This window comes from Candidatus Cybelea sp., from assembly GCA_036489315.1.
Lineage (GTDB): Bacteria > Vulcanimicrobiota > Vulcanimicrobiia > Vulcanimicrobiales > Vulcanimicrobiaceae > Cybelea.
In genome coordinates this window covers 84035-99403 of sequence record DASXFZ010000064.1, presented here as the reverse complement: position 1 = coordinate 99403, position 15369 = coordinate 84035, and the positions used below count along the sequence as shown (strand labels likewise).

At 62.6% G+C, this 15369-nt stretch carries 8 protein-coding genes and 1 tRNA gene; 8 read left to right on the top strand and 1 reads right to left on the bottom strand.

Annotated features, from left to right (window positions below):
* Positions 1–391: 391 nt before the first annotated feature.
* A complete protein-coding gene (locus VGG51_15170) occupies positions 392–1249 on the bottom strand; it encodes an IS1 family transposase (protein ID HEY1884368.1) in 858 nt (285 codons plus the stop codon).
* A gap of 70 nt (positions 1250–1319) precedes the next feature.
* Between VGG51_15170 and VGG51_15165 the strand changes: the two genes are divergently transcribed.
* The 8 genes from VGG51_15165 to VGG51_15130 all read left to right on the top strand — a co-directional run bounded on the left by VGG51_15165 (position 1320) and on the right by VGG51_15130 (position 15241).
* On the top strand, positions 1320–2396 hold the full coding sequence (locus VGG51_15165; GenBank protein HEY1884367.1) for a P63C domain-containing protein: 1077 nt from the start codon (positions 1320–1322) through the stop codon (positions 2394–2396).
* 8 nt (positions 2397–2404) lie between these two features.
* A tRNA-Leu gene (locus tag VGG51_15160) sits at positions 2405–2500 on the top strand.
* Between the two features lie 862 nt (positions 2501–3362).
* Positions 3363–4712, top strand: coding sequence for a chromosomal replication initiator protein DnaA (gene dnaA, locus VGG51_15155; GenBank protein ID HEY1884366.1), 1350 nt, complete (start codon positions 3363–3365; stop codon positions 4710–4712).
* A 239-nt stretch (positions 4713–4951) separates the two neighbouring features.
* Positions 4952–6067 (top strand): DNA polymerase III subunit beta, encoded by a 1116-nt coding sequence (gene dnaN, locus VGG51_15150; protein HEY1884365.1) that lies wholly within the window; start codon positions 4952–4954, stop codon positions 6065–6067.
* A gap of 1 nt (position 6068) precedes the next feature.
* Positions 6069–7178 (top strand): DNA replication/repair protein RecF, encoded by a 1110-nt coding sequence (recF, locus tag VGG51_15145; protein HEY1884364.1) that lies wholly within the window; start codon positions 6069–6071, stop codon positions 7176–7178.
* Positions 7172–7999 (top strand): DUF721 domain-containing protein, encoded by an 828-nt coding sequence (locus VGG51_15140; protein HEY1884363.1) that lies wholly within the window; start codon positions 7172–7174, stop codon positions 7997–7999. Before recF ends, VGG51_15140 begins: the two co-directional genes overlap by 7 nt.
* Before the next feature lie 7 nt (positions 8000–8006).
* A complete protein-coding gene (gyrB, locus tag VGG51_15135) occupies positions 8007–9902 on the top strand; it encodes a DNA topoisomerase (ATP-hydrolyzing) subunit B (GenBank protein HEY1884362.1) in 1896 nt (631 codons plus the stop codon).
* A 110-nt stretch (positions 9903–10012) separates the two neighbouring features.
* Positions 10013–15241: a translocation/assembly module TamB domain-containing protein gene (locus VGG51_15130; GenBank protein ID HEY1884361.1), complete on the top strand. Its 5229-nt coding sequence runs from the start codon at positions 10013–10015 to the stop codon at positions 15239–15241.
* Positions 15242–15369 lie beyond the last annotated feature (128 nt).

Sequence of the window (15369 nt, the reverse complement as noted above, 5' to 3'; positions counted from 1 at the left end):
TTGACGTGAATCGGAAGCCTTCCTCGCGGAGTGTCTGTTTGACTTGATTCGGAGCGCCTGTCCCCACTCCTTCCCCACTGTGGGGACAAAATTTCCCCACACTGCAGTTACGCGGTACAATGACGCTCGATGGCGGATCGTGGCAGTCTTAAGCCTACCCCGGAGCTATGCGCTGAGATTCGGCGTCTAGCCCAAGACTACACCTACTCCGCGTCAGAATTAACTAACATACTTTTGGAATATATGGTTCGCGAAGTTGACCGTATAGATGCCGCGGTTGACGAAAGACGGCAGGAAGGCTCCCGTAGGGCTCGTCAGCGCCGATCACCAGGACCTACAAAGCTCCAATCCGCGCCGCCCCCTGCGGCAGCGGCAAGCCTGAAATAGAATCCTAGGCCGCTATACCTTCACGCATGAGGTCGGGCAGGTTCGCCAAGTCCGCTAACGTCCATTGACGATCCGTTACGCCATGCGCTATCGCCGGTGTAGTCTTCAGCGTTTGATGCCGCCGGACAAAATTATAATGCATGACGTAGATCGCAAGCGAGCGGTGTAGGTTCTGCGCCTTTTTCGAGAACGCATTGGTTAGCCGCGTGAACCGGCGCATTGACATACGCATATTAAGGTTTTGCCGTTCTACGAAGGACGTTGAGATATGGTCAGGATCAGGCGCACCTAAAACCGCCGTGCGGCGCATTTCCTTGACCACCAAGGGACTGTATTTACGATCCGGCTCCTGCCGCGCATCCTCAATGCCGAAAACCTTGACCTCGGTCCCGTAATCGGCGCGGTGCTTAAATGCTCGTTTGATATTGTCTTTGTATATCGCTAATCCGTCCGTGGAAATTTGAACAAAGGACTTAATCCTGCTAGCAAGGTCACGCATGAATCGGTATGCATCCCGTGGGGTCCGTTTTCCGAGCAGCCACGAAACGATTAACTTGCTATCCGCATCCATTCCGATCCAGGTCCAAAGGTCGCCATAGTCGGCGTGGTCTCGGTACTGCGGTTTCAGGTTGCGCTCTTTGGCGTGACAGTATGACCATATCTCATCGCATTGAACGCGAACGCAGGTTAAGTCGCGGATCGCCTCATGGTGATAGGCGGCGCAAGCATCGCCTACGTCCTCCAGAAGCCGCAGGATCGTTTTCTTGTCCACGCCGACCAGCCGGCAAGTCCCACGGATCGAGTTGCCTTCTACCAGGCAGGAGAGGACCTGAACACGTTTTGCTAAGGGAAGCCGATTCATAGTCCCATTATACCAAAGCGCTCACGCAATAACAAGCCGTTTCACGTGTGCGATATGGTGTCTGTTCGGCATGCATCGCTATGGTTATGCTTGCAATTCCAGAAAATACCTCTATAATGCAAGCATGAGCGACGATATGCATAAGGAAAAGCACGTGCGGGAAGGGCGGCGGAAAGGGGGCGATGCGCGTGCCCGATCCCTCGCGCCGACTGAGCGTTCTGAGATCGCGAGACGCGCCGCTATCGCTCGATGGGACCCGGACATTCCTGAAGCTATTTATGGCAGCGCCGACCGATTGCTTCACCTCGGAGACGTTGAACTCGATTGCTACGTACTGGCGACTGAGGAACGCGTCTTTTCCCAACGCGGAATGATGCAGGCTCTTGCCCTGACGATCCGCGGCGGAGAGTTGAGGCGTTTCGTAGCGCAAGCCGGGCTCACTCCGCACCTCTCTGAGGAGGCGCGTGACGCACTCGCAAAACCGCGCGAATTTCGCCGCCGCGGAGGGGGCCCATTAGTTAAGGGTTATCCGGTGACGCTGCTGGTGGACATATGCACGGCGATCCTCGATGCCGATCGGGCCAACGGACTACCAAAGCACTATGAACTCTCGCGCATTCGCGCAGAAATTATAATTAGAGCGGTTGCCAAGGTTGGCATCATTGCGCTCGTTGACGAGGTTACAGGTTATCAAGACATTCGGCACCGTGAGGCCCTCCAAGCTATTCTCGATAGATACTTACGCCGAGAATTCGCAGCCTGGGCAAAGAGATTCCCCGATGATTTCTACAAGGAATTGTTCCGGTTGCGTGGATGGGAATGGGAAGGGCCAGGCAAATCTGGTCATGCCGTGGCTCACTCCACGAATGATCTTGTTTATGCTCGGATAGCGCCAGAACTCTTAACCCAGTTGCAGCGTCTTAATCCGCGTGAAAATAATCGCCGTCGCGCAAAGCATCACCAATGGCTTACGGACGATATCGGACTACCCGCATTGGAGAGACACCTTTACGCCGTGACGGGGCTCATGCGAGCAGCGGATTCATGGCTGGATTTTAAGCGGATGGTAGACCGGGCGTTGCCTCTCAAGGACCCCTACGTGGATCTTCCCTTATTCGATTACGAAAGGGACAATCCCGACGAATAGTTTTCTTCGGAGGGGTGGCCGAGCGGCTTAAGGCACCCGAGTTAGATTCGGGCGGGGACTCCGGTCAAGGTGCGCCCCCGTGGGTCCGAATCCCACCCCCTCCGCCTATTCTCCGCTTTCGGTAGTGGTCTTTTTTGCCCATCGCGCCGCAGCGGCTTTCCGGGCACTTTCCTTGCGCTGCTCCTCGGTTAGAGCTTCGGCCCTAGCCTTGCCGCCTTTTAGGCCACCACGACGTCCAAGGCTCACCGCCGCGGGGTCTTTATCATCCGGTACGATTCGTGGCTCCTCGCCCGTTATTTGGGCGAAGACGGAGTGAGCAGCTTGGAACGGATCCGCCGGAGGCTTGCCAGAGCGCTTTGGCATAGCTTAAGCATACCTCAAGCCTCGGGAAGCTGTCGAGTCCAGACGAACGCTGCGGCGGCGATTAGGAGGACGATCCCCACCTCTGTCGCTAGCAAATGAGCCGCCCGGGAGCAATAGCCGGGCTGAGTCATTCGGCTGAGGCTGCAAGTCCACCATCGCTGCTGAACAGCCGCATAACGCCAGACGACGGCTGCAATAGTTAAAAGTAAAATGATAAGGCGAGCAGAGGCACGCTTCATGGGAAAAAGCATTGTGCCGCCGTATTATTAACAACCCGCTTGGCCAACCAAGCACCCCAAGTTTGATAAATCTAATAGGGACCACTACCCCGCTTTCCACACCTGTGGACAAGGTTGTGGAGAATACATCGTTTCGAGCCTGAAGGACTGGGGCGGAAGCCTTATGGCGCCGGACAATTCCGGCACTTCGCGGAGTCGGAAACAGCCGGTACATAATTTGGAAAAAACCTCGAAATAGCGTTGCTGGCGGCCTGTGGATAAGTGGATAAGGTCGTGTATATTTTCCGCAGGAAGGCGGCTTCATTAAGCCAAGGCAATGCGCCCTCACGGGGGTGGCGCAGTACGACGAAAGAGGACGCAGAGGATGGCGCTTGCGATCAACTCGGACATCTCCAACGAGCTTTGGCAGGCCGCGCTCGATACGTTGGAACGGACCTTCTCGAAGCCCGTTTTCGAGATGTGGATCAAACCTATTCGGTTCATATCATTCCACGGCAACGAACTGCACCTCGCGGTGCACAGCAAGTTCGCTCAGGACTGGGTCGGAAGCAAGCTTCGTCCCCAGATGATCGGCGTTTTGAGCGAACTCTTCGGCACGAGCGTCGAGCTGCGGCTTTCGGTTGCCGATCCGGTAGAGGCGGCTCGCCCGGTACCCGTTGCGGGAACTGGCCCGCTTGAAGAGTTCCGCACCGCCAATCTTAATGCTCGCTATACGTTCGAAGAGTTCGTCGTCGGCAATTCCAACCGCTTCGCGCACGCCGCGGCACAAGCCGTTGCCGGCGCGCCGGCGCACGCCTATAACCCGCTCTTTCTGTACGGCGGAGTCGGCCTGGGCAAGACGCACTTGATGCACGCAATCGGCCACCGCGTCATTCAAGACAATTTAGCGGCGAACGTCGTCTACCTCACGTGCGAGAAGTTCACCAACGAGTTCATCATCGCGCTACAGAACAACCGCACGCCGGAGTTTCGCAACCGCTACCGTCAGGTCGACGTGCTGCTCATCGACGACATCCAATTTCTCGCCGGCAAAGAGACGACTCAAGAAGAGTTCTTTCACACGTTCAACGCGCTGCACGAGTCCGGGCGTCAGCTGATCATCTCCTCGGACCGGCCGCCCAAAGAGATCCAAACCCTCGAGGCGCGACTGCGCTCGCGATTCGAATGGGGCTTGCTAACCGACATTCAGGCGCCCGATCTCGAGACTCGCGAGGCAATTCTGCGCAAGAAGGCCGGCAGCGAGAACATCCCGGTTCCCGACGAGGTCACCTCGTTTATTGCCAAAGTGATTCCGTCGAATATCCGCGAGCTCGAGGGCGCCCTGATCCGTGTCATCGCGTACGCTTCTTTGACCAAAGCGCCGATCACGACCGATCTCGCCGCCGACGTCCTCAAGAGCGCCGTCGCGGCGGCGCCGCTGCACCGCATTACGATCGGCAAGATCAAAGAGACGGTGGCGAGCGCGCACGGGCTGACGGTCAAAGAGATGGACAACGGGCGGCGCGACCAGCGGCTTGCGGCGCCCCGCCAGATTGCGATGTACATCGCGACCGAGCTGACCAACTACTCCTTGCCGCAGATCGCGCGCGAGTTCGGCAAGAAGGATCACACGACGGTCATGTACGCTCGCGACAAGATCAAAGACCAGATGCAGCGGGATGAAGCCTACCGCAATAAGATCCGGCAGCTCATCGCAATGTGCCAGAACCCTTGATCTCGGCCACAGCCTTCCACACAGGGCGCCCGCGCGGAGGGGATAAGCGGCTCCGAGCCCGCACGCGGTGGAAATGTGGATAGCCGGCCTTCTCCGTCCACACCTTTATCCCACGCGAAAAACCCAAGCCACGTCGTACGAATCCCGAGTTGTCCTCAGAATACACCGCTCTACTACTGCTGCGGCTTCCTGTTATACTTTACTAGGAAAACCTCAGCCCACGCCCAACGGTGGAAGCAATGAGATTCGCCTGTACTTCCAAAGACATCGCGGCCGCAGTCGGAGCCGCCAGCAAAGTCGTCAACGCGCACACGACGGTCCCCATTCTCTCGAACGTTTTGCTGCAAGCCGACGGCGACAAGATCGCGGTGCGGGCGACGGATCTCGAACTGACCCTCGAACACGCCTTCCCGGCGCAGGTTAGCGAAGGCGGCTCGGTCACCATACCGGCAAAGCTCTTCGCGAGCTACCTCGGCAACCTGGCCGCGGGAACGCTGGAGGTAACGGGAACGCCCACGCGAGCGAGCGTGAAGTGCGACCGGAGCAACTACGATTTCCATGCCTTGCCGCCCGAAGAGTATCCGCCGCTGCCGGCCGCCGCGCGCGGCTCACACTTCACGATCGCCGGCAAACGCCTGCGAGACGGCATCGATGCGACGATCTTTGCGGCCTCGGGTGAAGAGGCTCGCGGCGCCGTGCTGATGGGCACCCTCCTCGAGGTGGAGGGAAAAGCGCTGACGATGGTCGCGACCGACGGCTACCGGCTTGCGAAGTTCGCGACGACCCTCGACGAGGGGATGAGCGGCCCCGAGAAGTTCATCGTGCCCTCGCGGGCGCTGGCCGAAGTGGCGCGTAATCTCGGCGGCGGTGACGAGATCGCGGTTAACGCGCTCGGCGCCCAGAGCAACCAACTGCAGATGAGCGGCGGCGACGTCTCGATCACGGTTCGTCTGGTCGACGGCCAATACCCGAACTACCAGCAGGTTATTCCAGCGAAGTTCGACCGCACGGTAACCGCAGGCACGGCCCAGCTGATCGGAAGCCTGCGCCGGGCAGAGCTCGTTGCCGGCGATCGCGCCAGCATGGTGAAGCTTTCGGTCGCCAACCAAACGCTGATCGTCACGGCCAGCTCCGACGTCTCGGGCAACGCGTACGAAGAGGTGGAGGTCGAGCAGACCGGCGAGGATCTGGCGATCGCCTTCAACGCGCGCTATCTCGTCGAGATTCTCAACCATATCAAGAGCGAGAAGGTCGTGATGGAGTTTCTCGGTCCGCTCTCGCCCGCGGCGATCCGGCCGCTCGATCCGCTCGAGAGCGGGCAGCAGCTCTACGTGCTGATGCCGCTGCGGCAGTGATGTGCTCCTGCAGCACTTAACGCTATCAAACTTTCGCAACTACGCGCAACTCGATCTCCAACCCGCCGGCGGATTGAACGTCTACGTCGGAGCCAACGCGCAGGGGAAGAGCAACCTGCTCGAAGGCATCGCGATGCTCGGCACGGGCAAATCGTTCCGCACGTCGCATGAGGGTGACGCGGTGCGCAGCGGAAGTGAAACGGCGATCGTGCGGGGAGAGGCATTGCTGCGCGCAGGACGGGTCGAGCTGGTCTGCACGATCGAGAAAAGTGCGCGCGGTACGAGAAAGAGTTACACGGTCAACGGCGGCGGCGTTCGCTATGCGGGCTATTTGGGGCGCATTCGCGTCGTTACGTTCGTGCCGGCGGATCTGCAGCTGGCGGGGGGCACCCCGGGCGTACGCCGGGCCTTCCTCAACGTCGCGCTTTCGCAGACCGAGGCGCGTTACTATCACGAGTTGGCGCGGTATCGCAAAGCCGTCCAGCAGAAAAACGCGCTCCTGCGCGGCACCGTCGCGCCCGATGCCGAACTGCTCGCCGTTTACGAGCGCACGCTGATCGATGCGGGAACCGAAATCATGCTGGCCAGAGAAGGCCTGATCGCGGCACTCGCGCGCGCGGCCGGCCGGGCACACGCGCGTTTTGCCGGAAACGAACGTCTCGACGTAACCTACGAGCCGAACGTTCTCTTCGAGCGCGCCTCGCGTGAAGCGATTGCGGCGTCGTTCGAACTACGTCTCGAGCAGACGCGGGAGGCCGAGCGCACGCGCAAGACGTCGCTGACCGGTCCGCACCGCGACGATATGGGGCTTTCGCTCGACGGCGCATCGCTGGCTGCGTACGGCTCGCAGGGTCAGCAGCGCACCGCGGTGCTCGCGCTCAAGATTGCCGAGTATTCGGTGATGCGCGAACGCTCGGACGAGGCACCGCTCTTGTTGCTCGACGACGTGCTCTCCGAGCTCGACGAAGATCGCGCGGCGGCGCTGCTCGCGGAGATCGGCGAGTACGACCAAGCCTTCGTGACGGCGACCCACTTGCCGGCCGGCCTTCACTCCGGTGCGTGCGTCGCGCGGGTGCAGGAGGCTTGCATCGAGGCGTACGCAGCGTGCTGAAACTCTCCCAGGCGATCTCGGGCTGGACGCCGGCCGACGCGCGCTCCGTCTCCGATCCGTTGAGCCTGCTGCAGGCCGGCTGGGGCGAGATCGTCGGCGCCGAGGTCGCCAAAAACTCCAGCCCTTCGCGCGTCGTGGACGGTACGTTGATCGTCGTTACGCGTTCTGCGGCGTGGAGCCACCAACTGAGCTTCCTTGCCGAGCGCGTCCGCGACGCCGTAGCCGCCAGGCTGCCGAGCGCCGGAATCGAACGGCTGCGCTTCCGCGTGGGAGCCTTGCCCAAGCGTACCGGCGCGCCGCTGCCCAATCGCGACCGGGCTGCGCCGCAGCGCGCCGCGCAGCCGCCGGCGGCGAGCGCGGACCACGCGTTGGAGCGCTTTGCGCGCAACGTCGATGCCGTGCGGCGGGCCAAGCGGGCAGCCGGGTGGAAGGAATGCGAGGGATGCGGCGCGCTCGTCGCGCCTGCGCGAGAGCAATATTGCGTCACGTGCAGCGCGGCCCGTCTCCAAAAGCGTGCGCTCGCAACGGCGCGCCTGCTCTTCGAAGCTCCCTGGCTGGGTTTCGTTGGAACGGCCGAGCTCGTCGATGGGTTATGCAAGAGGGAATACGAGAGCCTTCGGAGCCAGCTGCTCAAACGCTGGTGGGGAATGCTCGAGCAAACGAGGCTCGCCGGACGCCTGTCGCGCGATGGCCGCGAGCGGCAGGTTGCGAGTTCGTACGTCGTCCTGCGAAGCAAACTTCCGCCGGAAGAGATTGCCCCGGCAACCGTGCGCAACGTCTTGGGCGACGAGCTGCACGATTTACTTTACGCTAACGAATAAAGGTTTGATGTCGACGAATTATACAGGCGAGCAGATCGAGGTTTTACGCGGGCTGGAGGCGGTACGCAAGCGCCCGGGCATGTACGTGGGCAATACGGCCGAACGCGGTCTCCACCAGCTCGTCTACGAAGCCGTCGACAACGCCGTCGACGAGGCACTCGCGGGCTACGCCCACAACGTGCGCGTCGTCCTGTACGCGGACGGCTCGTGCTCGGTCGAAGACGACGGGCGCGGCATTCCAACCGACATTCACGCCGAAGAGAAGATGCCCGCCGTCGAGGTCGTTATGACGATTCTCCATGCCGGCGCCAAGTTCGGAAAAGGCGGCTACAAGGTGTCCGGCGGTTTGCACGGCGTCGGCATCTCCGTCGTCAACGGGCTCTCGGAGTGGATGCTGACGCAGGTAAAGCGCGACGGCTTTCTGTGGGAGATGAGGTTCGCGCGCGGCATTACCGTTCAAAAGCTCAAGAAGGCTGCGAGAGCCGAGGGAACCGGTACGCTCCAGTGGTTCAAGCCGGATCCAGAGATCTTCGAGGTCAGCGAGTTCCACTGGGACATCCTGCAGAAGCGGCTGCGCGAACTGGCGTTTTTGAACCGGGGGCTCGCGATCACGCTGCGCGACGAACGCGGTGAGACGCCGCGCGAGCGAAGCTACACGTTCGACGGCGGGATCGTTTCGTTCGTCGAGTGGCTCAACGAAAAGAAGGATACGCTGGCGCCGATCATTTCGACCCATGCGGAGCGCGACGGCGTCGACGTCGAAGTGGCGATGCAGTACACCGACTCGTACGCCGATCAAATTTACTCCTACGCCAACAATATCGGGACGATCGAGGGCGGAATGCACCTGCAAGGCTTCCGTCAGGCCGTTACCAATGCGGTCAACTCGTACGCGCGCAAGCGCGGTCTCCTCAAGGAATCCGACAGCTCGCTTTCGACCGACGACATCATGGAAGGGCTGACGGCCGTCGTATCGGTGAAGCTGCAGGATCCGCAGTTCGAAGGTCAGACGAAGACCAAGCTCGGCAATGCGAGGGTGCGCAGCATCGTGGCGGGCCTCGTCTCCGAACGCCTCGACTTCTTTCTCGAAGAGAATCCGAAGTACGCACGCGCGATCGTAGAAAAGTGCATGCAGGCGCAGCGCGCCCGCGACGCAGCGAAGAAAGCGCGCGACCTCTCGCGGCGCAAGAACGCGCTCGAGGGTTCGGGCCTGCCCGGCAAGCTGGTCGACTGCAAGAACGCCAACGCCGCCGAGAGCGAGCTGTTTCTCGTAGAAGGCGATTCGGCCGGCGGAACCGCAAAGGGCGGCCGCGACCCAAACAATCAAGCGATCCTGCCGCTGCGCGGCAAAATTCTCAACGTCGAGAAAGCGCGTCTGGATAAGGTCCTCGCCAACGAAGAGATTCGCACGATGATCACCGCGCTCGGCACCGGTTTCGGAGACGAGTTCAACGTGCAGAAGCTGCGCTACCACAAGATCATCATCATGACCGACGCCGACGTCGACGGATCTCATATCCGCACGCTGCTGCTTACCTTCTTCTACCGCCAGATGAAGCCGCTCGTCGAGGAAGGGCACGTATTCATCGCTCAGCCGCCGCTTTACGGCATCCGAAAAGGGAAAAAGCAGTGGTGGGCCTTCAGCGAAGCGGAGCTCAAAGCGATCGTCGGCGAGGACGGCAAAGACTACGCGATTCAGCAATACAAGGGCCTGGGTGAAATGGATGCCGAGCAGCTGGCCGAGACGACGATGGAAGTGGGGCACCGCCGCCTCAAACAGATTACGGTCGAAGACGTCGTTGAGGCCGAGCAAATCTTCACGGACTTGATGGGCGACAAAGTCGAGCCGCGCAAGCAGTATATCTTCGAGTACGCCAAGAGCGTAAAGAATCTCGATCTGTAACCTTCGGCGCAACTCTCTTGGGCGCAGCCAGCACCTTCTTCACTTTAGAACTGGCTTAACGTAGCGGGGCGAACCCGCGCGCAGGAGGTATAACTGCCTCAGGGCTCTACGTGCGAAAACGTTTTGCAATCGGCCTGGTGGCCGCGGCGATACTTGTCGGGCTCGCGGTCGCAAAGCGCCACGAGATGCTGCGCGGCGCCCTCGTGGCCGGTGCGGGGATTGCCGGCTACCAGCTGCGCATTGGCGGCCTGCACATCGACCGGGATGAGGCCGTGATTGCCGGGCTCTCGGTGGCGCGCGCGTCGCAGCCCTTGCTGCGCGCGAAGCGCATCACGCTGCGTTACTCCCTGCGCGACCTCTTTCCGGGCAGCCGGCATCGCTTCGGACTCGTCGACGTCGAAGCCGTCGGCGTCAAGCTAACGCTTACTCGATTTCGTGACGGCAGCTTCGATATCGCGTTGCCGGGCGCCGGCCCGCCGCCGTCCGGTCCGCAGCCGGTCAACCGCGTGCCGCTGCACTTCCACGCGCGCGTCAGTGACGCGCAAGTCGTGCTGCGGGAGCCGACGGCCTTCGACCAAAGCGCGCGCACGATACGCATCGACGGCATCAACGCCGAGGCCAGCATTGACTCGGCGGCGGTGACGAGCTATCGCGTCGCAGGCGCGTTTGAAGAGCGCCGGCGGCGCGAGCCGTTCACCGTGCGGGGGCGAATCGACGTGGCGGCCGGCTTCGCCGCGCATCACGCCAAGGCGGCTCGTTTTCCGCTGCGCGCCCTGTCGAACTATTTCGCGCAGAGCCCCGACGTCGTAATCCTGCGCGGCGGCGCGAGCAACTTCGACGCCGTCGTTTACGCGCTCGGCCTAGAGGCGGGCGTGCCGCCCGCGTATCACGTGAGCCTGAAGCTCGACGTCCAAGATGCGCGCCTCGCCTTCAACGCGCTCGCGATTCCGATCGAAGGCATCAATGCCCGGCTCAACGTCGTCGACAACGCGTTCTTCGTAACCGGCGCGCGGGCGACGCTGGCGAAGATCCCGCTGCAGATTCGCGGGGGAATCTTCGATCTCAATGGAGCGCTCACGGGTGGGGCGCAGCTGCGTCTGGCCGTGTGGGGTCACGGCAACCTCGCCGATTTGCGCGAGGCGTTTTCATTCACGCGCGACCAGCCGATTGCGGGTAAGGCGACGCTCGGCGTTTCGGTGCGCGGTCCAATCAACGATCCGCTGATCGTTGCCAATGCGACCGCGCCGCACGCGAGTTATCGCGCGCTGCCGTTCGATGACGTAGCGGCCGGCGTCGTCTATCACTCCAAGGTCGTTGCGCTCGTGCCGCTGCTCGCCCGCTACGGCGGTGTGTCGATGGCGATTCGCGGGAGGCTGCAAACCGGCGCGCACCTCAAATCGGAGTTCGGCGTCCACGTCGCCGGGCCGGCGAGCCGGCTGCCCTACCTCGACGAGATGCTCGGCGACGAGCCGATCGTCATCGATGCGGCCGCCAGCGGCAACGACCTGCGCTTTCACGTGCTCGGCAGCGCCGCTTCCGCACGTGGAGTCGGTCGCGTGGCCGCGCTCGTCCAGATGAACGGCAACGGGACCGCGCTCGTCGACCCGTTCTGGCTGCACACGCCGCGCGGCAGCCTCGACGGTGCATACCTGCTCGACCGTCCGAGGAGCACGAGCGCATTTTGGATGACCGCCGACCGCCTAGCGATGCACGCGCCGCGCTACCAGGCGTTTCCGAACTTGACGCTGCCGCAGATGCCGAAGATCGAGGGAGGGCTCTTCGGCGCATCGCTTGCGGGCGGGGGTTCCGGCAACGACATCGTCTTAGCCGGCGTCGTGCACGCATCGAACACGAGCATCGCCGGAGTTCCCTTCTCCCGCCTGCGGGCTTCGCTGGCGGGCACTCTGGCGAACGCGCCGATCAACCGTCTGCAAGCCGACGGCCCGTGGGGCGTATTTGCAGGCAGCGGCGCTTTTTCGACGCGGCGCTTCGTCGCGACCGGGAAGTATCGCGGCACCTTTGAAGGCCTCGCTCCGTTTCTCGGCAACGCCATCGACGGCCGCGGGCCGGTCAGCGGCAAGGTCGCGATTGCGGTCGAAGCGGCGCGGATCGTCGTCGTCGGTTCCGATCTTGCGATGCCCGGTGCCACGCTGCGAAGCATTCCAATCGATCGCGCCAGTATGACGCTGGCGGTTGAAGGAAACCGGCTGCGAATCTACTCGGCGCACGCGCACGCCGCCGGCGGCGATGTGGTGGCCGCCGGCACGCTTGCGCTCGGGCCGGGCGCTAAGGTTGGTGCGCTTTCGCTGGTTGCCAATCGGCTGGCAGCGTCACAGCTGCGCGGCATCGGCCTACCGCTCGAAGGCGGAACGATCTCGGCGAGCGGAGACTTAACAGCCGGCTCGCCGATCCCGAGCTTTCTCGGGGGCGTGGCGGTTAACGGCTCGCGCGTCGCACAGTTTTCTCTCTCGGGTGACTCCGAGATCGATCTTCACGGCGACTCCGTGGGGCTGAAGCGCATGCTCGGATCGCTTGGCGGCACGTATGCACGAGTAGACGGGAGCATCGGTTCGCTGACCTCGGGCTCGCCGAGCTACTCGCTCTCGGCCGACGTTGCCGCTTCGCAGATCGCGCGCACGCTGCACGCGTTCGGCCTTCCAAACTACATGACCGACGGCTCGTTCAACGCGCGCCTGCACATCGGCGGGCGAAGCACTTCGCCGACGGTAAGCGGCGCGATCGGCGTACCGGCGGGCGAGGTCAACGGCCTCCCGTTCGTCGACGCGAGTGCCGCGCTGACCGCGGATCGAGCGGGGGTCAGCATGCGCGGCGGTTCGGTGGTCGTCGGCACGACGAAGGCGCGTTTCGATGCCGTTTCGCGTCCGCACGTCCAAGCGATGCAAGTCGAGGCGCCGTACGCCGATCTCTCCGATTTCAACAATTTTTTCGATACCGGCGACACGCTCGACGGTGACGGCAGCGTGCGCATCGCGGCGGCTTCGAGGCGGGCCCGCATTACGACGAGCGGCAATATCGATATCCGGAGCTTTCGCTATCGAAATCTGCCGATCGGCGACACGCGCGCCGTGTGGTCGAGCGCGCGCAACTCGGTAAACGGAATGCTGACGGTCGGCGGCAGCGAAGGCAAGATGCACGCCCACGGCACGATCGACTTGGTACCGGGTCCGCAGTGGCTCGACACGCTCGAACGCTCGCGCTACGATCTCGCCGCGGGCGTTAGCAATTTCGACCTGTCATTCTGGCTGCCGGCGCTCGGAATACAGGCGTTTCCGATTACCGGACGCGCCGCCGGGGAGGCGACGGTTCACGGCCGGTTTCCCCAGATCGGCGTGAGCGGCTATGCCGGTATTTCCGGCGGTACGCTGGGACCGCTCAGGCTCGATACGGCGAAGGTGACGCTGCACGCCGCGGGCAAGCGCGTGGTCGTCGACCAAGCCCAGCTGCAGACGCCGGGGCTCACCGCAACCGCATCCGGTACGTTCGGTCTCGACGCGTCGCAGCCGCTCGATCTGCGGGTCTACGCGGCGACAAACCGGCTGGCCGAGCTCGTCTACGATTCTGCGCGAGTGCGTATTCCGGTCAGCGGCGCATTCGAGTCCACGCTGACCATCGGCGGAACGTATCGCGCGCCGACGTTCGTTGCCGGCTTCGACGGAACCGGCGTGAAAGCGTACGGAATTCCGATCTCCACGCTCTTCGGGGAGCTGCGCTTGCGCCGCAACGCGCTCGTACTCTCGAACGCGGGGGTGACCTTCAAAAAAGGCGAGGCGAGCCTAACCGGGGCCGTGCCGCTGCGGCTCGCGCCGCTCGGTATTACGATGGATCAGCCATTGAGCTTCGACGTCGACGTCGTCGGCCTCGATCCCGGAATCTTCGCCGATACGCTCGGCGCGAACACGAAGATGACCGGATCGCTCGACGGGCACCTCGGTATCTCAGGAACCCTGCGCAGTCCCGCGGTCGTCGGCCGCGTCTCGCTGTCAAATGGGTCGTACGTCAGCGACCTAGAGCGCGTTCCTATCACGCAGATGGTGGCGGATATCGTCTTCGATCACGCCTCGGCCTCGCTCGCCCGGGCATCGGCGCGCGCCGGCAGCGGGTTTCTCTCAGGGTCGGGCAAGGTATCGTTCCCTTCGGGTCTTTCCGCCAGCGGGCTCTCCATTGGCCTCAAGGCCATCGCGCGGGGGGCGCAACTGGACCTTCCGGCTTACGGCAGCGGAACGCTCGACGCGGCCCTAACCGTGGCAAAACAGCCGGCCGGTCTGGCCCTGCTCTCGGGGAGCGTGACGCTAAGCAATGCCGCCCTACCCTTCGCCTCATTCCTGCGAGCCGCGACCCAGTCGGGTTCAGGGCACGCGCTCGACTTGCCGCTTGCCTTTGACGTGCGAGCGACGGCCGGCAAGAACGTCAGGGTCCGGGGGAGCGGCTACGGCGCCGGACTCGATATCGGAACGAGCGGGTCGGTCAGGCTTGCCGGCACGCTCGCCACGCCGACCTTAGAGGGTACGTTCGAGTCTACCGGCGGAACGCTGACCTATTTCGATCGCGCCTTTCGTGTCCAGCAGGCGAGCGTTCGGTTCAACGCCGCCGACGGCGTGCTTCCCACGCTTCATGCCGTCGCGAACACGACCGTCGTCAATCCCGATCCCGACCGGGCCCGCAATCCCTACGGGAGCGCGGACGTAACCATAACGGTGAATGGTCCGATCGCCGACCTAAAGGTCGGCCTCGACTCGACCCCCGCGGGTTACACGCGGGATCAGATCCTCGCGCTCATCGCGCCGCTCGGCGGCTTCGTCAGCGGCATCTCCTTCAGCCGCCAGCAGCTGCTGGCCCGGCAGCAGCCGGCCGGAATTACACCGCTGGGCACGCTCTCGCCGATACCGAACGTGACGCTTTCGCAGAACAGCAGCATCACCGTCGGCCAGGAAGCCTTCAACATTCTCAACGCGCAGTTCACCGCCGGACTCCTGGCGCCGGTGGAGACGACGATCGGCCAAGGGCTCGGGCTCTCGAGCATCAATCTGACGCTCGGCTATTATGGAAATGTCGGGTTGACCGCCACGCGCTTGCTCGGCAAAGCCGTCAGCGCCGTGTACGCCGTAACCTTCGGGCTTCCTCAAGTACAATCGTTCGGACTGGTGCTCCAGCCCGGGCCGAGCACCTCGGCAAATCTCAACTTCTTCTACGAATCGGGCCCGACAAAACTTTTACAGCTCCCCGGCTCGCCGATCGGTTACAGCGCCGGCTATCTCGTCGGCCAGCCGTTGCTCGGTAACAGCGGCTTCAGCCTTACCCTGCAGCACTATTTCTGGTGATCTGCCGCTCCATTCGCTCCAGACGTTCCCTTGATTAAGCACGCGTTGGAGCATCGGCAACGGAGCAAGGACCCCGGCGAAGGCGGAAGGAACAGGGCGTGCCGGGCCGCAGGCGATATGCTTGCAGC

Bases quoted from the DNA above. Each gene is read 5' to 3' on its own strand.
- VGG51_15170 (HEY1884368.1), bottom strand. From the start codon at position 1,249: ATGAATCGGCTTCCCTTAGCAAAACGTGTTCAGGTCCTCTCCTGCCTG.
- VGG51_15165 (HEY1884367.1), top strand. From the start codon at position 1,320: ATGCATCGCTATGGTTATGCTTGCAATTCCAGAAAATACCTCTATAAT.
- dnaA (HEY1884366.1), top strand. From the start codon at position 3,363: ATGGCGCTTGCGATCAACTCGGACATCTCCAACGAGCTTTGGCAGGCC.
- dnaN (HEY1884365.1), top strand. From the start codon at position 4,952: ATGAGATTCGCCTGTACTTCCAAAGACATCGCGGCCGCAGTCGGAGCC.
- gyrB (HEY1884362.1), top strand. From the start codon at position 8,007: ATGTCGACGAATTATACAGGCGAGCAGATCGAGGTTTTACGCGGGCTG.